The sequence below is a fragment of the Nocardioides sp. LHD-245 genome (assembly GCF_030929495.1).
GTDB lineage: Bacteria > Actinomycetota > Actinomycetes > Propionibacteriales > Nocardioidaceae > Nocardioides.
In genome coordinates this window covers 1-18,924 of the sequence record NZ_JAVFWN010000024.1, presented here as the reverse complement: position 1 = coordinate 18,924, position 18,924 = coordinate 1, and the positions used below count along the sequence as shown (strand labels likewise).

Here is an 18,924-nt window from a genome sequence, read left to right as displayed (position 1 = left end):
TCTCTAAAGTGATGCGAGTTTCACAAACTCGGTGACGGCGATCACAGCCGGCCCCTGGCCGGCCCTCGAAAGGAAGACCATGAACCGAACGCTTCGATCCGTTGCCGCGGGCGCTGTCGCGCTGACGCTGCTCCTGACGGCGGCCTGCGGCAGCGACGACGGGGGCAGTGGCGGCGACTCCGGCGACCCGCTCCGGGCCACGATCGGGCTGATCGGACCGAAGTCCGGTGCGGCGCAGTTCTACTGGACCGAGCTCGAGCGCGGCATCGAGCTCGCGGAGCCGGAGATCAAGGAGAGGTTCGGGGTCACCTTCGAGAAGGTCGAGGGCGACGACCAGGGCTCGCCCGACGTCGCCTCGCGGGTGATCCAGACGATGCTCAACCAGGACAACGTGGACGCGGTCTTCGGGCCGTCACAGTCCGGCCCGAGCCTCCAGGTGGCCGAGACGATCCAGCGCACCGGCCGGCCGTGGCTGGTCTCGATCGCGGCCGCCGACGAGATCCTCGACCCGAACGCGAGCCCGAACTGGGGCTTCCGCACCAACAACAACAACTCCGACGCGATCGCGGTCAGCGGCTCCTACCTGTGGGCGGAGCCGGACGCGAAGGTCGGCATCTTCTACGGCGCCGACGCCTACGGCCAGTCCAACCGCGACATGCTCGCGGCGTACGCCGACGACAACGGCAAGACCGTCGTCCACGAGGAGGTGATCCAGCCCGGCGCGACCGACGTCTCCTCGCAGGTGCGCAAGATGAAGGACGCCGGGGTCGACTCGATCCTGGTCGCCGTCACCACCGGCGCCGACACCGCCGCGGTCAGCAAGGCGATGGACCAGCTCGGCTTCGCGCCCGACCGATTCCTGGTCACGGCGACCGTGCTCGCCGGCTACACCGACCTGGCGCAGCCGCGCGAGTGGGAGAACCTCGCCTTCATCGAGCCGCGCGACCTGGCCGGCGACTCCTTCGCCGGCATCGCCCAGCGCTACGAGGAGGAGTACGGCGAGAAGCCGACCAGCGCCGTGGCCGTGTACACCACCTACACCTCGGCGATCCTCTACGCCCAGGCGGTGGCCGCGGCGAAGGACGCCCACGACTGGAAGGCCGTGCGCCAGGCCATGGAGGACACCCCCAGCCTCGACGTCAACGGCCGGGTCTGGGAGCAGCCGTTCGGTGCGGACGACCACGACCTCTACGAGGACGACCCCTCGTCCTGGTACGTCATCGGCTTCGACCCCGAGGGCAACCTCCGCACGATCGGGTCGGCTGGTTCCTGATGCTCGACCAGATCCTCGTGGGTGCTGCGATCGGCTGCCTGTACGCCCTGATCGCCCAGGGCTTCGCGCTGACCTTCCGCACCACCCACACGATGAACTTCGCGACCGGCGAGATCGGTGCCATCGGCGCCTTCGTCGCCGTGGGCCTGGCCGGGGTCGGCTGGCTGCCGGCGCCCGCGAAGCTCGCCGTCGGAGCGGTCATCGTGGCCCTGATCGGGGCGGTGGTCTTCGCCGTCCTGATCAGGCCGTTCGTCACCAACGACGGTCACGACGCGCGGTGGCTGCTGGTCACCGTCGCGCTGTCGCTGGTCGCGGTCGACCTGCTGCGCAACAGCCAGGGGACCCAGCACCGGCCGTTGGGCTTCGCCAGGCTCGACGGCGTGCTGTCCCTCGGTTTCGCGCGGATCCCCCGGCAGCTCGCGCTGCTGGCCGTCGTCTGCCTCGCACTCGGGATCGCGATCGCACTCCTCGTCACCCGGACCGGTCTCGGCGTGCGGATGCGCGCCGTGGCCGAGGACGCCGAGACCGCGGGGCTGGTCGGCATCGACGCCCGCCGGATGGGGATGCTCAGCTATGCGATCGGGTCGGCCGCCGTCGCGGTCGGCGCCACGCTGTGGACCGGGTACGTCGGGGTGTTCCCCGACATCGGGCCGTTGCTGCTCGTGCCGGCGTTCGCCGGTGCCGTCATCGGCGGGCTGATCTCCGTCTGGGGCGCGCTCGCCGGCGGCGTGCTCTACGGCGTCGCCGAGCAGTTGTTCGCGCACTGGTTCGGTGCCACTGCCGGCGGCGTCATCGGCCTGGTCGCCGTGGTCGGCGTGCTGGTGCTCCGCCCCGAGGGCCTGTTCGCCCGGCGTGTGGAGGTGAAGGTCTGATGGCCACCGTCTCCGCCGCACCCTCCACGGCCTCCGCCGTGCTCGACCGCCTGCGGCCGTGGGCGTTCCCCGTGGTGGTCGCCCTCGTCGCCCTGGCGGCCATCGTCTACACGACGGACGGCTCCGGCATACGTCTCTCGAACAGCCAGCAGATCGGCCAGATCTGCGCCTTCCTGGTGGCCACCGTCGGTCTCAACCTTCTGGTCGGGCGCACCGGCATGCACTCCTTCGCCCAGGGCGCCTTCCTCGCCATCGGCGCCTACACCTTCGTGTGGACGCAGCTGACCTGGGACGCGCCGTTCCTGCTCGGCCTGCTGCTCGCGGCCCTGGTGCCGGCCCTGGCCGGCGTGCTGATCGCCGTCGCGACGACGCGGATGCGTGGTCCGCAGCTGGCGATGGTCACCCTGATCACGGCCGTGGTGGTCTACAAGGTGCTGGCGGAGTGGAAGCCCTTCGGCCAGTTCGGCGGCTATCCCAACACGGCCGCGCACGGGTCGAGTCTGATCGAGCCGCCGTCGCTGTTCGGTTGGGAACTGCAGCCGCCGCTCTTCGGCGGCACGCCGGCGACGGCATTGGTCCCGGTCATCGTCATCGCCGCGCTGACCCTGCTCCTCTACCGGCGCGTGGTCGGCACGGGATGGGGCCTGTCGCTCTCGGTCATCAAGCAGAGCGAGCTGCTCGCCGCGCACCTCGGGGTGAACGTCTACCTGCGCAAGATCGCGGTGGTCTCCTTCGCCGCCGGGCTCGCCGGCATCGGCGGTGCCTGCTACGCGCTGGTGTTCGCCCACCTGCAGCCGGAGAGCTTCGCGCTGATGCTGGGCGTCAACCTGATCGTGATGGTGATCCTCGGCGGCGCCGGCACGGTGCTCGGACCGGTCGTCGGCACCGCGGTGATCGTCTACCTCCAGACGGCGCCCTCGGTGGCGGCGTTCGTCCGGTGGGAGAACGACACGATCAGCGACCGCTGGTACCTGTCCGCGCAGGGCCTGATCGCCTTCTTGATGATCGCGGTGCTCTTCGCCATGCCGGCCGGCATCGTCGGCAGCGCCCGCCGTCTGGTCCGCCGGCTCTGGCCGCGGCGCGCGGCGATCGCGCCGTGGCGCGGCGGGGATCCGGCGGCGCACCTGCTCGCCGGGTCGGCCGGGGGGACCGAGCTGGTCGTCGCCGACGTCGGTCTCGCGTTCGGCGGCGTCCGTGCCGTCGACGGGGTGTCGCTCGCCGTCGCCTCGGGGAGCATCGTTGCGATCATCGGCCCCAACGGCGCCGGCAAGTCCAGCGTCGTGAACCTGATCTCCGGCGTCTACGCCGGCCAGGGCGGGAGCATGCATCTCGGTGGGACGCCGCTGCGCGGCCTGCCGGCGTACCGGCGGGCCCGGCTGGGCATCGCCCGGACCTTCCAGACGCCGATCCTCTCGCCGGAGCTGACCGTCGTCGACAACGTCCTGGTCGGGTCCGACCAGACCGCGTCGATGTCCTGCGCCGGCGCGGTCGGTGCGACCCGGGCCGCGCGGCGCGCGCGGGAGCGTCACCTGAGCGACGTGGCCGCCGCGCTCGAGCTCGTCGGGCTCGCCGAGGAGGCCGGCCGGACCGCGGACGAGCTGTCCTACGGCCAGCAGCGGTTGGTCGAGATCGCCCGGGCGTTGGTGTCGCGACCGTGCCTGCTCGTCCTCGACGAGCCGGCCGCCGGCCTCAACCCGACGGAGATCGCCGCCCTGGCGGTGATCCTCGAGCGCCTACGGGACCAGGGGCTGTCCATCCTGCTCGTCGAGCACCACATGGACCTGGTCCGCCGGATCGCCGACCACGTCGTGTGCATGATCGACGGCCGGGTCGCGACCGCGGCCGACGCCGACGCCGTCCTGTCCGATCCGCTGGTCGTGTCCGCCTATCTGGGGCAAGGACACGTCGCCGCCACAGGAGGCCGGCATGCTTGAGCTCACCGGGGTGTCGTCCGGGTACGGCGCGGTGCCCGTCCTGCGCGACATCGACCTGACGATCACGCCAGGCGAGGTCGTCACGGTGCTCGGGGCCAACGGCGCCGGGAAGACGACGCTCGCCCGGACGGTCAGCGGCCTGCTCCCGGCCAAGGCGGGCTCGATCCGGCTGGACGGCGCGGACCTGACCCGGAGGCGGTCCCACCAACGGGCCGGCCGGGGCGTGATCCTGGTCCCCGAGGGAAGGCGGCTCTTCGGCGGGCTCACGGTGGCGCAGAACGTCGAGCTCGGTCGTCTCGCGGCGCGTGGGCGCCGCGGCGACGCGGACCCGGTCGAGCACCTCCTCGACGCCTTCCCGAAGGTGCGGACCCTGTGGCAGCGGCAGGCCGGACTGCTCTCCGGCGGTGAGCAGCAGATGGTCGCCCTCGCCCGGGCCGCGGCCGGGCGACCGCGGGTGCTGCTCCTCGACGAGCCGTCGCTCGGGCTGAGCCCGATCCTGGTGGACGAGGTCTTCGCTATGGTCACCTTCATGGCGCGCGAGACCGGGAGCGCAGTGCTGCTCGTCGAGCAGGTCGTCGACGGGGCGCTCGGGGTCGCCGACCGGGGGGTGGTGATGTCGCACGGACGGATCGTCGCGACCGGCAGCGCCGCCGAGCTCCGCGCGTCGCCGGTGGTCCGCGAGGCCTACCTGGGCGTGACGGGGATCGAGGAGTCGGCCTCGTGAGCGAGGCCGAGGAGCCCGCGGCGACCTGGCTGCCGAAGGACGCCGTGCGTGACGCGGTCGAGCACGGTGGCACGGAGACCTCGCTGATCGCCGCGGACGCGGTGCCGCGGCCGCGCACGGCGAAGGGCCGGGCCACGCTGGTCCAGCTCAAGGAGGCCGGGCGGGTGGTGTTCCAGCGTGACGGCTACGTGCATGCGCGGGTCGCGGACATCGCCGCGGAGGCGGGCCTGTCGAACGGCGCGTTCTATCGGTACTTCACCGACAAGGAGCACCTGATGCTGGTGATCCTCGACGACTTCCTGCGGCAGTACCGCGACTACATCCGGGTGCCGTTCAACCCGGACCGGCCGCTCGCCTCGATCCAGGCCAGCTACGAGCGCTACCTGGAGTTCTACCGCGAGCACGTCGATCTGATGACACTGCTCATCCAGGCCAGCCAGGTGGTCGACGAGGTGCGCAGGCTGTGGCTGAGCTCCGCCGCGGAGGTGTACGCGCGGATGGCCCGCCTGCTGAAGCGCTGCCAGGACCTCGGCCTGCTCCGCGAGGGTGTCCAGATCGAGCTGATCGCGCCGCTGCTGGGCGGGATGATCGAGCAGTACGCCAACCTGACGTACGTCCACGGCGCCCACGAGGTGAGCGACCCGGCGCTCGTCGCCGAGCAGATCACGGCCATGTGGGTCTCGGGGGTCCTCAAGAACGTGGAGCGCTGAGCGGGACCCGCTGCGTGCGTCCGGGGGTCGCCCTACGATGACCGGGACAGCCCCATGGGGACGGACGGCGGAGACGAGCGCGGCGTGACGGTGGAGCGGGCCGACCAGGCAGCGGACCCGCTGACCCTCAAGATCCTCGAGGCCGTCGTCGCGCTGATGCGCGAGGGAGGGATCAGCGCGGTCACCACGGGCTCGGTCGCCGCGGCCGCGTCGGTCAGCAAGGCGACGATCTACCGGCGCTGGCCCTCGATGAGCAAGCTGGTCGCCGAGGCTGCCGCGCATGCCTTCCCCGAGGTGACGGTGCCCGACCTCGGTGACGTCGTCGCCGAGCTGCGCTGGTTCCTGACCGAGCGCGTCCGGCAGTACGCCGAGCCCGGGTCGGCCCGGCTGGTCGCCAGCCTGATCGGCGCTTCGGTCAGCGACGACCACGTCCAGGCCTTCTTCCGGTCCTGGGTCGCCGCCCAGTCGCAGAGCAGCCGCGCGGTGTTCGAGCGTGCCGTGGCCCGCGGGGAGTTCCCCGCGGACCTCGACATCGACGACCTGCGCACGGTGATGTCGGCGCCGGTGATGTTCCGGGCGGTGGCCGAGGACGGCGTACCGGACGAGGCGCTGGTGGAGACGGTCCTGGCGATGGTCCGCGCGGTGCGGCGCTCCGGCTGAGCGGTCCGGTCCCTGGGAGGGCTCAGTCGGTCAGCAGGATCGCCCGCACCGGGCAGGCCGCGGCGGCGGTGCGGACGGCCGTCTCGGCCTCCGGCGCCGGGTCCGGATCGAGGAGCAGGACGGTGCCGTCCTCGTCGTCCTGGTCGAAGTGGTCGGGTGCCATGCCCACGCACACCCCGGCCGCGATGCAGCTCGCGGCCTCGACGGCGATCCTCATCGCTGCTCCCCGTGGACGTCGACCAGCACCTCGAGCGCGGTGTGGATGGTGGTGCGGTTGAACCGGAGGTCCGCGGGCCGGGTGACCAGCCGCATGGCGGGGAATCGCGCGAAGAGCCGGCCGAGCACGACCTCCAGCTCCAGGCGGGCCAGCGCCTGGCCCAGGCACTGGTGGACGCCGTACCCGAAGGCGACGTGCCGGCCGGGCGGCCGGGTGACGTCGAGGACCTCCGGGTCCGGGAAGACGGCGGGGTCCCAGTTCGCCGCGAGCAGAGAGGCGAACACGCCGTCGCCGGCGCTCATGGCCGTCTCGTTGACGCTCACGTCGTCGAGTGCGGTGCGGGAGCCGATGAACTGCGCGATGGTGAGATAGCGCAGCAGCTCCTCGACCGCCTGCGGCCACAGGCCGGGGTCGTCGGCGAGCAGGGCGACCTGCTCGGGATTCTCCAGGAGCAGTACGGTGCCGAGCGCGATCATCGAGCTCGTCGTGTCCAGGCCGCCGATCAGCAGGTCGAGCAGCATCCGCCGGGTGCCCTCGCGGCTCAGGTGCCCGGGAAGCAGCTGCCCCTGCACCAGGCGCGAGGCGAGGTCGTCGCGCTCCTCCCGCTCCCGGTCGGCGATCACCGCGTCGAAGTAGTCGAGGAGGGCCGTCATCGCGGCCGCGGACTGCTCCGGCGTGCTGGCCTGGCTCATGAAGGTGGCGAGGTGCGCACGGAGGAGGGCGCCGTCGTCGGCGGGCAGTCCCATCAGCTCGCAGGTCATCAACGCGGGTACGACGTCGCCGAGCATGGTCACGAGGTCGACCGGCTGCGGGGCTGCGGCGAGGGTGTCCAGGAGGGCGTCGGTGGTGCGCTCGAGGAACGGGCGGTGGCCGCGGACCCGCTTGACCAGGAACTCGGTCTGCACCATCCGGCGCTCGCGGTCGTGCTCGGGCGGGTCGGTCTTGTCGAAGGTGCCCTTGACCTTCCAGAACTGCAGGGCGGCCGCGCTCGGCGAGGGCATCACGCCGGGCCGGTGCGGGTCGGAGCTGAACCGCGGGTCGCCGAGCACGCCGAGGACGTCGGCGTGGCTGGTCGCCAGCCAGGCGGTCTCGCCGCTCCATAGCGCGACCCGGGCCATCGGACAGCCGTCGCGGCGCAGCGCGGCGTACTCGCCGGGCGGGGTGAGTGCGGTGGCACGGTCGAAGGGCCACGCTGGGATGACGTCGTCGACGGTCACAGGACCTCCTGAACTAGGGTACGGTACCGTACAGTACCGTTGAATCTAGGAGGTCCGATCGCGTGACGTCAAGTAGCCAGGGGACGCCGACGGCGGCGATGGTGCGAGAGATCCCGGCGCACGAGGAGCGCCGGGTGCGCAGTCACTGGGTGGACGTCAACGGACACCTCAACGTCCAGCACTACTTCACCCTCGCGGTGACGACGGTGGGCTACTGGTACGAGGACATCGGTCTCGACCAGCGCTATCGCGTCGAGCGGCGGCACTCGCTCTTCACCCAGGCCCATCACCTGGCCTACCACGCGGAGGTCGCGTTGGACGACCGGATCTCCGTGCGTCCCCGGCTGCTGGCGCGCAGCGCGCGGGCGGTCCACGCCCGCTCCTATCTCGTCAACGAGACCAGGGACCGGCTCGCCTGCACCCTCGAGGTGGTCTTCGTGCACGTGGGACTGGACGACCGCGCGACGGCGGCGTTCCCGCCCGATGTCGCGGGTCGGATCGACGCCACGGCGGGTGCGCAGCCGGCGCTGAGCTGGGACCCGTCGGCCGGATCCGTGCTGTGGCGCCCGCGCGGCGTCCCGGCCTGACCGGACTCAGCCGTGGTCGGCGCACCAGGCGTCGCGCTCGGCCGGCCTCGCCTGGAACACCGCGCGGATCAGCTGGGCCTGGAGCGCCGAGTAGAGCTCGATCTCCTTCTCCACGAGCCGCCGGGCGGCGGGCTTCCTCGCGAGCACGAGCGCCTCGGCGTGGCGCCAGACCATCTCCCGCCAGCCGCGCATGATCACGCCGGCGACCGCCTCCTCGGCCGTGCCCGCGTCGATGTCGTCGAAGGTCGGGTCGAAGCGGGCCGCCTCTTCCGCGAACACGGGGGCGTAGAGGCCGTCGAGGCGGTTGTTGTAGCGGTTGTGGTCCGCCTTGTGGCTGCCGTCCGGACCGGTGAGGCCGACGGTCGCCAGCACGCGCGGGAAGTCACTGTTGATGTGGGCGTTCATGGCCAGCAGGAAGTTGCCCAGGCCGCTCATCGCCCGGTCGTCCTCGGCCTGCAGCGCGATCCGCCACGCCGTGGGGATGCCGGCGCGCTGACCGGCCTCCCAGCGGCCGGTGGTGTCGAAGTACATCTCGGCGAACACCGCGTCGACCCGGTTCAGCCAGGCCCGGTCGTCGAAGTAGTCGCTGCGCACCGCGTCGCGGACGTTCTCGGTCACCCGGAGGTAGGCCAGGGAGAAGACCGCGCTGTGCGAGCAGCTGCCGGCCAGCCCGGCGAGCCGGGTCTGCATCCGCGCGACCACGTCGTCGATGCAGGCGTCCGCGCCGTCGAGGCACACGTCGCCGGTGTACGGCGTCGCCGGCACCGGGATCGGCGCCAGCAGGGCGACCACGGCATCGAGCGGGGGGAGGAGCAGGCCGCGCAGGGGATCCGGATCGTCGTCGTACCCGGCCGCGGAGGCGGGTGGCGCGACCAGTGCGCCGAGCGCGAGCAGGCAGGGCAGGACGACGGCGGCCAGGAGCCGGGTGAGGGCGGTCACAGGTGAGAAACGAGCGTCCGCTCGCCTGGGTCACGACGGACGCTGTGGAAAGCCGTTCGACACCGCAGCCCGGTATGCGCACGATGGTGGTATCGCACCGATACCGAGAGGACTATCATGAGTGTCGTGGCCTTCACCCTGCGGACCGACGCCGAGCTCGACGCCGCTCTGGCGACGCTGGCCGAGGAGTTCGGGCTGTCGAAGCAGGAGGTCGTTCGTCGACTTGTGCTCGCAGAGGCCGCGAAGACGAAGAAGAGGCATGACCTCGACGCGGTGCTGGACAGCGAGCTCCCGCGCTGGGCCGCCGTCCTCGACCGGCTCGGGCAGTAGTGGTCCGCTACCTCGATCTCGACGATGTCCTCCACATCGCTCGTCGAGCGATTGGCGCCGTCGAGATCCGAGACATCGGACTCCTGGAGGCTGCGGTGGCCCGGCCCGCCACGACTGTCTTCGGCGATGAGGCCTATCCGCGTACGCACGACAAGGCGGCCGCGCTGGTCCACTCCGTGGCGCGCAACCACGCGCTCGTCGACGGCAACAAGCGGCTGGCCTTCGCCTCGCTCTTCGCCTTCCTGGCTCTGAGCGGAGAACGGATCACCCTGAGCGATGACGCGGCCTACGACCTCGTGATCGACATCGCCTCCGGTGTGCTCGACGATGTGGCGGAGATCGCCGACCGGATCGATGCCGGCACCGCGCCCGCAACCTTCGGCCGTTCACCTGAGTAGGCTCGAACGGTGAGCGCCAACGACATCAACGGTGACATCAGCGGGCACATCGACGAGCACCTGGCGGAGGCCGGCTTCGAGACCCGGGCCATCCACGCGGGCTACCGGCCCGACCCGACCACCGGTGCGGTGATCCCGCCCATCTACGCGACCTCGACCTATGCCCAGGACGGCGTGGGCGGGTTGCGGGGCGGCTACGAGTACAGCCGCTCGGCCAACCCGACCCGGACCGCCCTGGAGTCGACGCTGGCGGCGTTGGAGGGCGCGGCGCACGGGTTCGCCTTCGCGTCCGGCCTGGCCGCCGAGGACACGCTGATCCGCGCGCTGTGCAAGCCCGGCGACCACGTGGTGCTGCCCAACGACGCCTACGGCGGCACCTTCCGCCTCTTCGACAAGGTGGCCACCGCCTGGGGCGTCGAGCACAGCCCGGCGCCGGTGACCGACGTCGACGCGGTCCGCGCCGCGATCCGTCCGGGCACGACCCGGCTGGTCTGGGTCGAGACACCCACCAACCCGCTGTTGTCGATCGGCGACATCGAGGCGCTGGCCGCCGTGGCGCACGACGCCGGCGCACTGCTCGTCGTGGACAACACCTTCGCGTCGTCGTACCTCCAGCAGCCGCTGGCCCTCGGCGCCGACCTCGTCGTCCACTCGACCACGAAGTACGCCGGCGGCCACTCCGACGTCGTCGGGGGAGCGCTCGTCGTGGACGATGCCGAGCTCGCCGAGCGGATCGGTTTCCATCAGAACTCCATCGGCGGGGTGGCCGGCCCGTTCGACGCGTGGCTGGTGCTGCGCGGGCTGAAGACGCTCGCGTTGCGCATGGAACGACACAGCGACAACGCCGAGAAGGTCGCCGACTTCCTCGCCGGTCACCCGGCGGTGAGCCAGGTGATCTACCCGGGCCTGGCCGACCACCCCGGACACGCGGTCGCCTCGCGCCAGATGCGGCGCTACGGCGGCATGGTCTCCTTCCGGGTGAAGGGCGGCGAGGAGCAGGCGCTCGCGATCTGCGCGGCAACCTCCGTCTTCACGCTCGGCGAGTCGCTGGGCGGCGTCGAGTCGCTCATCGAGCACCCCGGCCGGATGACTCACGCCAGCGTCGCGGGCACCGACCTCGAGGTGCCGGCCGACCTGGTCCGGCTCAGCGTCGGCATCGAGACGTCCGAGGACCAGATCGCCGACCTCGAGCGCGCGCTGGCCGCGACCGCGTGAGTGACGGTCTAGCCTGACGGGGTGACCAGCGAGGACCCGACCGAGCCCGACTCGTCGACCGAGCCCGAGCAGGACCACGCGATCGAGGAGGCCCGGGAGGACGAGCCACCCCTGGGGCCCGACGAGGGGGAGCGGGAGGAACGGCTGTTCCGCCGCTTCGCCCACCAGTGGGCGCTGGCCCGCGAGGAGCGGGGGGAGCGGCGGCACGAGCAGCCGGGCTTCGCGACCGGTCCGTCCAACCTGCGCCGGGCGGAGGTGCCCTACGGCCTCGACCTGGCCGCGGGCTGGGCCTGGCGGCTGCTGCTCATCGCGGGCGCGGGCTACCTGCTCCTGTGGCTGGTCGGCTACTTCGCGGTCGTGACCGTGCCGCTCGCGGTGGCCCTGCTCATCAGCGCCCTCGCGGCGCCGTTCGTGCACGTGGTCACCCGCATCGGCGTCCCCCGCGGGCTGTCGGCACTGCTCGTCGTCATCACCGGCTTCGCGGTGGTCGGCGCCCTGCTGACCTTCGCCGGCCAGCAGGTCGCGGCGGGGGCCCAGGACCTGGCCGACTCCACGGTCAAGGGTCTCGAGGAGATCCGCGGCTGGCTCAAGGACGGCCCGCTCAACGCCAGCGACTCGCAGATCAACGACTGGATCAAGAGCGCCCAGGACATGATCCGGGACCGTTCGCAGGACGGCGAGGTGGTCAGCCAGGTCACCGAGGTCGGCGCGGCTCTCGGTCACGTGGTCGCCGGCTTCTTCATCGCCCTGTTCGCGACCTACTTCTTCCTCGCCGACGGCGACCGGATCTGGTCCTGGATCGTCCGCCTGGCGCCGCGGGCCGCGCGTGAGCGGGTCGACAGCTCCGGCCGGGTGGCCTGGCTGTCGCTGGTGCAGTTCGTGCGGGCGACCGTGATGGTCGCCCTCGTCGACGCGGTCGGCATCGCGCTCGGTGCCGCCATCTTGAAGGTCCCGTTCGTGCTCGCGATCGGCGTGCTGGTGTTCCTCGGCGCCTTCGTGCCGATGATCGGCGCGACGATCGCAGGAAGCGTGGCGATCCTGGTCGCGCTCGTCGACCAGGGCCCGGTCACCGCGCTGCTGATGCTGGCCGTCGTGATCGGCGTGCAGCAGCTCGAGGGCCACGTGCTGCAGCCGTTCCTGCTCGGGCGCTGGGTGTCCCTGCACCCGCTGGGCGTGATCCTGGCGATCGCCTGCGGCGTGCTCGTCGCGGGGGTCGCGGGCGCGCTGGTCGCCGTACCGCTGGCGGCCGCTGCGAACGCGGTGGTCCTGCACCTGGCCGAAATGGCCGAGCCGCCGGCCCCGGAGGAGGCCGGCGGCCCGGAAGCCGCGGAGGCTCAGGCCACGTAGTCGCTCAGCCGGTGAAGGGGCGGGCGTCCAAGATCACCACGGTCTGCTGCTTGCCGTTGACCTCGTAGGAGACGGTCTCGCCCTTGCTCCGGCCGTTGATGGCCTGGCCGAGCGGCGACTGCGGCGAGTAGACGGTCAGGCCCTCGGGCTCGATCTCGCGCGCGCCGAGGAGGAAGGACTCCGCCTCGTCGTCGTCATCTCCCTCGAACTTGTAGGTCACGACCATGCCCGGCTCGACGACACCGTCGTCGGGCGGCGTCTCGCCGACCTCGGCGCGGCGCAGCATGTCCTTGAGCTGGAGGATGCGGGCCTCGTTCTTGCCCTGCTCCTCGCGGGCGGCGTGGTAGCCGCCGTTCTCCTTCAGGTCACCCTCGTCGCGCGCGGCACTGATCTCGGCCACGATCTCGGCGCGCCGAGGCCCCTGGAGATGCTCCAGCTCGGCCTGCAGCTTGTCGTAGGCGTCCTGGGTCAGCCAGATGATGTTCTGACCGCTCTGGTCGGTCTGCGTCATGGGTGCTCCTGTACCGCTCGTCGCGTACCCGTGCGGGTACATGAACGATCGAGTCTACCGGTAGCGCGGCTGTCCGGCCGCCTTGCAGCCGAGCCACTCGACGGTCGTGGCGCGCCTCTCGGTGCGCACCGTGAACTCCTGCACGGCGCCGTCCTGTCGGCTCGGTGTCACGCTCACCTGGCCCATCACGGCCTTGTCATGGGAGATCGCGCGGGCCACGCAGGTCGCCTCGACCGGACCGTCGCCGTAGGACACGCGCACCTTGATCGTCGCCGTGTGGTCGTCGACGATCTTGAAGCCGATCTCCTCCGAGGAGACCGCCGGATTGGCGTGGAAGAGCATCGCCCACAGCAGCCAGCCGAGGAAGGCGACCACGACCACGCCGGCGCCGGCGATCACGGCCGTACGCCGCGCGCGCGAGGGCGCGCCGTAGCGCTGGGCCAGGGACGGCGGCACGGGTCCGGTGCGCGAGCTCACCGATCCATGGTCCCATGCGCCCTCTCCCTACGATGGGGGGCATGCCCACCACGCACGCGCCCGCCGTCGACCGCTCCGGGCTGCGGTTGATGCATGTCCACGCCCACCCCGACGACGAGTCGAGCAAGGGCGCCGCGTCGACGGCGATGTACGCCGCGCAGGGCGCCGAGGTGCGGGTCGTGACCTGCACCGGCGGCGAGCGCGGCTCGATCCTGAATCCGAAGATGGACCGGCCCGAGATCCTCGACAACATCACCGAGGTGCGCCGCCAGGAGATGGAGCGGGCCCGCGACATCCTCGGGATCTCCCAGTCCTGGCTGGGCTTCGTCGACTCGGGCTGGCCCGACGGCGACCCGAAGCCGCCGCTGCCGGAGGGCTGTTTCGGGCTGGTGCCGTTGGCGGAGGCGACCGAGCGGCTGGTGCGGCAGATCCGCGAGTTCCGGCCGCACGTCGTCACGACGTACGACGAGCGCGGGGGCTACCCGCACCCCGACCACATCCGCTGCCACGAGGTGAGCGTGGCCGCCTTCGACGCGGCCGGCGACCCGGACCGCTTCCCCGAGGCGGGCGCGCCCTGGCAGCCGCTGAAGCTCTACTACCACCACTCCTTCAACCGGCCGCGGATGCAGGCGCTGCACGACGCGATGCTCGAGCACGGCCTGGACTCGCCGTGGGCCGAGCGGCTCCAGGAGTGGAAGGCGGAGCCGGAGTGGGACGCCCGGATCACCACCCGGGTGCCGTGCGCCGACTACTTCGGCGTCCGGGACCAGGCGCTGCTGGCGCACGCCACCCAGATCGACCCGGACGGTCACTGGTTCGCCATCCCGCGGGAGATCCAGCAGGACGTGTGGCCGACCGAGGACTACGAGCTGGTGGCGAGCCACGTCACCGCGCCGACCCCGGAGGACGACCTCTTCGCCGGCATCACCCCGGGTGCCTGAGCGGCGCGCCGCCTGACACACTGAGGACATGCACGCCGTCGTCGCCACCGCCGTCCACGCCGCCTCCCAGGGGCTGGTGTTCGCGAAGGACGAGCCGGTCGACCAGGACACGAACATCGTGGCCGGCTGGACGGCGCTGTGGATCTTCGTCGCGCTGATCGTGGCGGTCGGTCTGATCGGCTGGGCGCTGACCCGGAGCCTGCGCACCGCGGAGCGGGCCAAGGCCGCCGGCGTGTACGGCGACGAGCCGGTCACCCACGACGACGCCGGCCAGGACGGCCCGGAAGGCCAGGACGGACCGGAAGGCCCGGAAGGTCACGCCAGCAGGTAGCCGCCGACCAGCGCGAGCATCTCGTCGAGCAGCTCCTCGCGGCTGACGAAGGCGGGCTGGTCGAGCACCCACCGCATGGCGAGGCCCTCGACCGCGAGGACCACGACCCAGGCCGCGACCCCGGCCTGGGGCCGATGGCTGGTGGCGGGCCGGGCGGCGAGATAGGTCGCGACCAGCTCGCGGACCCGTCGCTCGAGGGCCGCCCGGCGCTCCCGGCTGCGCTGGACGGGCAGCTCCTCCGCGACGACCCGGAGCAGCTCGCGATCGGCCTCCAGCGCGGTGAGCAGCGCGTCGGCGGTGTCGCGGACCATGGCGGGCCCGAACTCGCCGATCCGGTCGGCGAGGGAGGCGGCGACCCGCTCCGCGACCTCTTCCCAGTACCTGTCGATGACGACGTCGAGGATCGCGGCCTTGTCGGGGAAGTACTGGTAGAGGGACCCGGGGCTGACGCCCGCGACGGTCGCGACCCGGTTGGTGCTGAAGGCGTCGTAGCCGTCGGCGATCAGGACGGCGCGGCCCGCGGTGACGATGCGTTCGACCATCTCGCGGGAGCGGGCCTGTCGGGGGGTCTTGCGCATCGAAGGGTCCTGCCGTGTCGACGTGTTGAAAGCGAGCAATCGCTCGCGGCGTGATGATGGCACGACCACCGAGCCGGCGCCATGCCGGCACGTCCGCCACGCCGAGTGCCGGCGAGGAGTACGGTGAGCCACTGGCAATTGCCAAGGTCTCGCCGCACTCCGGCTCGGCCTCGTTCGCTCCCGCGCCAGTCTGTGCTCCCCAGGATGGTCAACGATGAACCTTCGCACGCTCACGGCAGCCGGTGCGCTCGCGTCCGCTGCACTTCTTGTCGGTCCCCTCGTCGGGATGTCACCAGCGCACGCCGATCCGGCATACGGCTATCTCGACGTGAACGTCGTCGACCAGTACGGACGACCCGTGATCGGCATCCTGGAGACTCATGACGCCAACGGTGTGGAGTTCTTCGACGGGCCCGACGAGCAGCACGCGGCGACAGCCACCCACAGTTACTCACTCCCCACGGGCGGCTATGCCTTCCGGAGCATCGCCCCGTGGAGCGGCCTGGATTGTCGGGGGGTGCTTCCGTGCACACTGCAGCCGTCGGAGCGCACCTACGATCCGGTCGTCGAGATCGAGACGGGAGTGACCACGACCTACACCCTGCACGTCGAAGTGCCCGCGATCGTCGGCGGGACGTCCAATGGATCGACCCTGTCCATGCATCCCTCACCGGGTTACGCGGCGCTGATGGCGATGTTCGCGACCCAGCCCTTCACCGGCGTTCCCGCCTACCAGTGGCAGCGTGACGGTGTCGCCATACCGGGGGCGACCGCGGCGTCGTACACCACCGGTCCGGCGGACGGAGGTGCGTCGTTGAGCCTGCGGATGATGCCATCGCTGGGTCAGCAGGGGATGCTGCTCAACGCGGGAGCTCAGGCGCCACCGCTGGTGACCAACGCGATCGCGGTGCAGAAGGTCGTGCCGGCGAGCACCACCACGAAGGTGAAGGTCCCGAAGCGCTTCTCCGCTCGTGATCGCGTCAGTGTCAAGGTGAACGTGAAGTCTCCGGGGGGTGTCCCGGACGGCTTCGTCAAACTCAAGATCGGCAAGTTGAAGGTGGAGAAGGCGCTGCGCGCGGGTGCCGTTCTCCTCACGCTGCCTCGGCTGGGTTCCGGCACCTACAAGGTGAAGGTCACGTACCTCGGCTCGACCTACTTCATCGCGTCCAAGGCCAAGGCGGTCAAGGTCACCGTCCGCCGGTAGCCGCGCAACCGGCGGCGCTTGGCGCACCAGGTCTCCGCGCGAGAAGCGAGTTGAATGCGAGTGATTGCTCGCGTCAAGATGGAGGCATGAGCACCGACACGGCCCCCGTCGCCGGCGAGTCCCGCGAGCGTCCCTATCCGACCCGGTTCCGCGCCGGTGGCGAGCGCAACCGCCGCCTCGGCCGCCCGCTCAAGCTGGCCGGGCGCGTCCGCGGCGTCGACGAGGCGCTGCTGGACCGGATCGGCCGCGCCATGTTCGAGCGCGACGAGCTCGGCGCACGCCTCGCGGACGCGATCCGGTTGCGAGGGGACACCCCGGAGCGGGTGCGGATGGACCAGTTCCGCCGGGCGCTCGAAGGCGGGCTCGCCGCCGTACCGGACGCCCCGCCGGCGTTGCGTGCCTTCCTCGAAGAACTCGAGACCGACCCGGCCTGGCTCGACCGCGACCTCGTCGAGGAGGGGGCCCGGGTCTTCCGGCGCCTCGGGCAGAACGCGCAGGACGTGCTGCTCCAGCTGTCCCTCGTCGGCGGGTACCGCTTCGGCGGTCCCACCGACCTGCTCGTCGCGACCGGCGGTCTCACGGGGAGCCAGACCCTGCGCCGCCTCGCCGAGACCCAGAAGTGGGGCGCCAGCCTCACCGACCCGCTCTCCCTGCTCCCGCCGCGCGACGGGAGGGCACCGGGCGAGGGTTGGCGGCTGACCGTCCACGTGCGGCTCATGCACGCTCTGGTCAACCACTCCTTCGAGGACACCTGGGACACCCCGGCCTGGGGCCTGCCGATCAACCAGGCCGACCAGGCCTCGACCCTGGGCCTCTTCGACGGCGTCCTCATCATCGGCTCACGCGCCCTCGGCGTCCCTGTCTCACGGTCCGAGTCACAGGCGCTGATGCACCTGTGGAAGTACGTCGGGTGGCTGATGGGGGTGGCTCCCGAGTTCCTCGTCGACGACGAGTGGGAGCGGCATCGCATCGACTACCACGTGCTCCTCGCCCAGGGGCCGATCACCGAGGCCGGGCCGCAGCTCGCCCGGGCCGTGGTCGATGCCCAGGCGCTGCGACGCTACCCGGGGTGGCCGTCGGCGCTGCAGCCGTTGCGGGCGCGCTACGAGCGCGAGCGCCTGCTCTCGATGCTGACCGTCTTCCTCGGCCCCGAGAGCATGCGCGAGTTCGGGCTGCCGATGCGCCCGCCGTGGGCGCACGGCTACCTGGTCGGCCTCAACACGCTGCGCTACCGCGTCCTCAAGCACCTCCCCGGCGGCCGCGACCGGCTGGCGCGCTGGGGCGCCCGGCGGGCGCAATGGTTGCTCGACAGCTACTTCCAGGGCGACCAGGAGGACGTCGGCGAGCTCAGGGCCTGAGCCCCAGCTCGGCCATCGAGCCGTCGAACGCGCCGGGGTAGGTGCTGCCCCCGACCGTCGGCTCGGCTCCACGAGGCAGGACGGGCTGGGTGCGCGAAAGGTTGTCGGAGACCCTTCGAAGAGGTTCACCGTCACCGAGCGGGTGAGGCTGAAGGTGCGGGCTCGCCGGTGTCGCGGACGAGGTAGACCCACGGGAAGGCCCGGCAGCCGACCTGCCAGCCGGCCCGCTCGTACCGGCTCAGGCCACCGGTCCACACGACCCGCTTGTGCTCCCACCGGGTGGCGGTGCGGACCATCCGATGGCGCAGCAGGCCCGCGCCGATGGTGTGCCAGCCGAGTCGACCGGCGAGCTCGAGCTCCTGCATCTCGTCGAAGGCGGTCACCGGGCCGAGCCAGCGCTCCTCGGGTCCGTCGGGTCCGTCGGGATCACCGGTGGCCGACTCGCGCCCGAAGCGCTGCTGCGCGGCCTGGCGGGTCAGGCCCAGGACGCCGCCGATCGCCGACCAGCTGTGCCCGCCGGCGCGGGCGGCGTGCACCGCCTGCTGGAGGAGCTCGCCGGTCACCGCGTCCGCATCCGCCGTACGACGGACGAGGGCGAGCGGGTCGCCGGCGTCGCCGCCCGCCAGGATCGCGCGCCCGATCGTGTCGGCCAGCTCGCTCACTGGTCGTCGTCCCGGCTCGGCAGCCACATGCCGGCGTCGCCCCCACTCTCGCCGCGGCGATCGCGCCGACCCCGGACGTGGGCGGACAGCACTGCGACGCCCACCAGGATCACGGCCATACCGGCCCCCTGGCACAGTCCGCGTACGAACCCGTCGAGGGACCTGCCGGTCATGGTGAGGCCGATGCCGATCACCACCAGGGCGAGGGCCGAGGCCGGGATGGGGGAGACGGGCTTCTCGGGCATGCGTCAACGATGCCTTGACGTCGCCCTCGGCGTCAAGAACTCGTTGACGCTAGGTGCGGTGCTGATCAGGCGGCGGCGTGGTCGAGGACGAAGTTGGTGACCATGATGTCGACGTGCGTGGGCGTCTCGTCACCGCTCGCGGCGGTGATGCGTCTCGTGCCGGTCGGGTCGACCAGGTAGTGGGCCCCGTGGGG

The 18,924-nt window shown here is 71.7% G+C and carries 23 protein-coding genes; 15 read left to right on the top strand and 8 right to left on the bottom strand.

Features of this window, described 5'->3' with window-relative positions; translation table 11 throughout:
- The first annotated feature begins 79 nt into the window (after positions 1 to 79).
- The 6 genes from RB608_RS26825 (at position 80) to RB608_RS26800 (ending at position 6,173) form a co-directional block, all read left to right on the top strand.
- A complete protein-coding gene (locus RB608_RS26825) occupies positions 80 to 1,273 on the top strand; it encodes an ABC transporter substrate-binding protein (protein ID WP_308091161.1) in 1,194 nt (397 codons plus the stop codon).
- Complete coding sequence (locus RB608_RS26820) at positions 1,273 to 2,145, top strand: branched-chain amino acid ABC transporter permease (RefSeq protein WP_308091160.1); 873 nt, start codon at positions 1,273 to 1,275, stop codon at positions 2,143 to 2,145. Before RB608_RS26825 ends, RB608_RS26820 begins: the two co-directional genes overlap by 1 nt.
- Positions 2,145 to 4,079, top strand: coding sequence for a branched-chain amino acid ABC transporter ATP-binding protein/permease (locus RB608_RS26815; RefSeq protein WP_308091159.1), 1,935 nt, complete (start codon positions 2,145 to 2,147; stop codon positions 4,077 to 4,079). Before RB608_RS26820 ends, RB608_RS26815 begins: the two co-directional genes overlap by 1 nt.
- Positions 4,072 to 4,803: an ABC transporter ATP-binding protein gene (locus RB608_RS26810; protein WP_308091158.1), complete on the top strand. Its 732-nt coding sequence runs from the start codon at positions 4,072 to 4,074 to the stop codon at positions 4,801 to 4,803. The genes RB608_RS26815 and RB608_RS26810 overlap by 8 nt, the downstream gene beginning before the upstream one ends.
- Positions 4,800 to 5,513, top strand: coding sequence for a TetR/AcrR family transcriptional regulator (locus RB608_RS26805; protein ID WP_308091157.1), 714 nt, complete (start codon positions 4,800 to 4,802; stop codon positions 5,511 to 5,513). The genes RB608_RS26810 and RB608_RS26805 overlap by 4 nt, the downstream gene beginning before the upstream one ends.
- Positions 5,514 to 5,597: 84 nt before the next feature.
- Positions 5,598 to 6,173: a TetR-like C-terminal domain-containing protein gene (locus RB608_RS26800; protein WP_308091156.1), complete on the top strand. Its 576-nt coding sequence runs from the start codon at positions 5,598 to 5,600 to the stop codon at positions 6,171 to 6,173.
- Positions 6,174 to 6,195: 22 nt separating this feature from the next.
- Here the strand turns inward: RB608_RS26800 and RB608_RS26795 are convergent, their stop codons facing one another.
- Positions 6,196 to 6,390, bottom strand: coding sequence for a ferredoxin (locus RB608_RS26795; protein ID WP_308091155.1), 195 nt, complete (start codon positions 6,388 to 6,390; stop codon positions 6,196 to 6,198).
- Positions 6,387 to 7,607, bottom strand: coding sequence for a cytochrome P450 (locus tag RB608_RS26790; RefSeq protein ID WP_308091154.1), 1,221 nt, complete (start codon positions 7,605 to 7,607; stop codon positions 6,387 to 6,389). The genes RB608_RS26795 and RB608_RS26790 overlap by 4 nt, the downstream gene beginning before the upstream one ends.
- Positions 7,608 to 7,669: 62 nt before the next feature.
- Between RB608_RS26790 and RB608_RS26785 the strand changes: the two genes are divergently transcribed.
- On the top strand, positions 7,670 to 8,194 hold the full coding sequence (locus RB608_RS26785; protein WP_308091153.1) for a thioesterase family protein: 525 nt from the start codon (positions 7,670 to 7,672) through the stop codon (positions 8,192 to 8,194).
- Between the two features lie 6 nt (positions 8,195 to 8,200).
- On the opposite strand, the gene RB608_RS26780 is transcribed toward RB608_RS26785, so the two are convergent.
- Entirely contained in the window at positions 8,201 to 9,133 is a 933-nt protein-coding gene (locus tag RB608_RS26780; RefSeq protein WP_308091152.1) for a DUF5995 family protein, read from the bottom strand.
- Between the two features lie 117 nt (positions 9,134 to 9,250).
- Here RB608_RS26780 and RB608_RS26775 point away from each other — a divergent pair, with 117 nt between their 5' ends.
- From RB608_RS26775 to RB608_RS26760, 4 genes are read left to right on the top strand one after another with little or no spacing between them, the layout of a single operon-like run.
- Complete coding sequence (locus RB608_RS26775) at positions 9,251 to 9,463, top strand: hypothetical protein (protein ID WP_308091151.1); 213 nt, start codon at positions 9,251 to 9,253, stop codon at positions 9,461 to 9,463.
- Positions 9,463 to 9,861 carry a type II toxin-antitoxin system death-on-curing family toxin gene (locus RB608_RS26770; RefSeq protein WP_308091150.1) on the top strand — a complete coding sequence of 133 codons (399 nt, stop codon included), beginning with the start codon at positions 9,463 to 9,465 and terminating at the stop codon, positions 9,859 to 9,861. The genes RB608_RS26775 and RB608_RS26770 overlap by 1 nt, the downstream gene beginning before the upstream one ends.
- Before the next feature lie 48 nt (positions 9,862 to 9,909).
- Positions 9,910 to 11,076 (top strand): cystathionine gamma-synthase, encoded by a 1,167-nt coding sequence (locus RB608_RS26765; RefSeq protein WP_392391063.1) that lies wholly within the window; start codon positions 9,910 to 9,912, stop codon positions 11,074 to 11,076.
- Positions 11,077 to 11,097: 21 nt separating this feature from the next.
- Entirely contained in the window at positions 11,098 to 12,423 is a 1,326-nt protein-coding gene (locus RB608_RS26760) for an AI-2E family transporter (protein WP_308091149.1), read from the top strand.
- A 4-nt stretch (positions 12,424 to 12,427) separates the two neighbouring features.
- Here RB608_RS26760 and greA read toward each other — a convergent pair whose 3' ends face one another.
- Together greA and RB608_RS26750 are read right to left on the bottom strand one after the other, a co-directional pair.
- Positions 12,428 to 12,934 carry a transcription elongation factor GreA gene (greA, locus tag RB608_RS26755; protein WP_308091148.1) on the bottom strand — a complete coding sequence of 169 codons (507 nt, stop codon included), beginning with the start codon at positions 12,932 to 12,934 and terminating at the stop codon, positions 12,428 to 12,430.
- A 54-nt stretch (positions 12,935 to 12,988) separates the two neighbouring features.
- Entirely contained in the window at positions 12,989 to 13,411 is a 423-nt protein-coding gene (locus RB608_RS26750) for a DUF4307 domain-containing protein (RefSeq protein WP_308091147.1), read from the bottom strand.
- A gap of 41 nt (positions 13,412 to 13,452) precedes the next feature.
- On the opposite strand from RB608_RS26750, the gene mca reads away from it, so the two are divergent.
- Positions 13,453 to 14,352: a mycothiol conjugate amidase Mca gene (gene mca, locus RB608_RS26745; RefSeq protein ID WP_308091146.1), complete on the top strand. Its 900-nt coding sequence runs from the start codon at positions 13,453 to 13,455 to the stop codon at positions 14,350 to 14,352.
- Positions 14,353 to 14,380: 28 nt separating this feature from the next.
- Positions 14,381 to 14,683 (top strand): hypothetical protein, encoded by a 303-nt coding sequence (locus RB608_RS26740; protein ID WP_308091145.1) that lies wholly within the window; start codon positions 14,381 to 14,383, stop codon positions 14,681 to 14,683.
- Here the strand turns inward: RB608_RS26740 and RB608_RS26735 are convergent.
- Complete coding sequence (locus tag RB608_RS26735) at positions 14,668 to 15,261, bottom strand: TetR/AcrR family transcriptional regulator (protein WP_308091144.1); 594 nt, start codon at positions 15,259 to 15,261, stop codon at positions 14,668 to 14,670. The genes RB608_RS26740 and RB608_RS26735 overlap by 16 nt on opposite strands.
- Before the next feature lie 286 nt (positions 15,262 to 15,547).
- Between RB608_RS26735 and RB608_RS26730 the strand changes: the two genes are divergently transcribed.
- Both RB608_RS26730 and RB608_RS26725 read left to right on the top strand, forming a co-directional pair.
- The gene (locus RB608_RS26730) at positions 15,548 to 16,465 is read left to right on the top strand and encodes an Ig-like domain-containing protein (RefSeq protein WP_308091143.1); all 918 of its coding nucleotides are present in this window, start codon (positions 15,548 to 15,550) and stop codon (positions 16,463 to 16,465) included.
- Positions 16,466 to 16,551: 86 nt separating this feature from the next.
- Positions 16,552 to 17,823 carry an oxygenase MpaB family protein gene (locus RB608_RS26725; protein WP_308091142.1) on the top strand — a complete coding sequence of 424 codons (1,272 nt, stop codon included), beginning with the start codon at positions 16,552 to 16,554 and terminating at the stop codon, positions 17,821 to 17,823.
- A gap of 131 nt (positions 17,824 to 17,954) precedes the next feature.
- Here RB608_RS26725 and RB608_RS26720 read toward each other — a convergent pair whose 3' ends face one another.
- A complete protein-coding gene (locus tag RB608_RS26720) occupies positions 17,955 to 18,485 on the bottom strand; it encodes a hypothetical protein (protein WP_308091141.1) in 531 nt (176 codons plus the stop codon).
- On the bottom strand, positions 18,482 to 18,730 hold the full coding sequence (locus RB608_RS26715) for a hypothetical protein (protein ID WP_308091140.1): 249 nt from the start codon (positions 18,728 to 18,730) through the stop codon (positions 18,482 to 18,484). The genes RB608_RS26720 and RB608_RS26715 overlap by 4 nt, the downstream gene beginning before the upstream one ends.
- Positions 18,731 to 18,924: the final 194 nt, after the last annotated feature.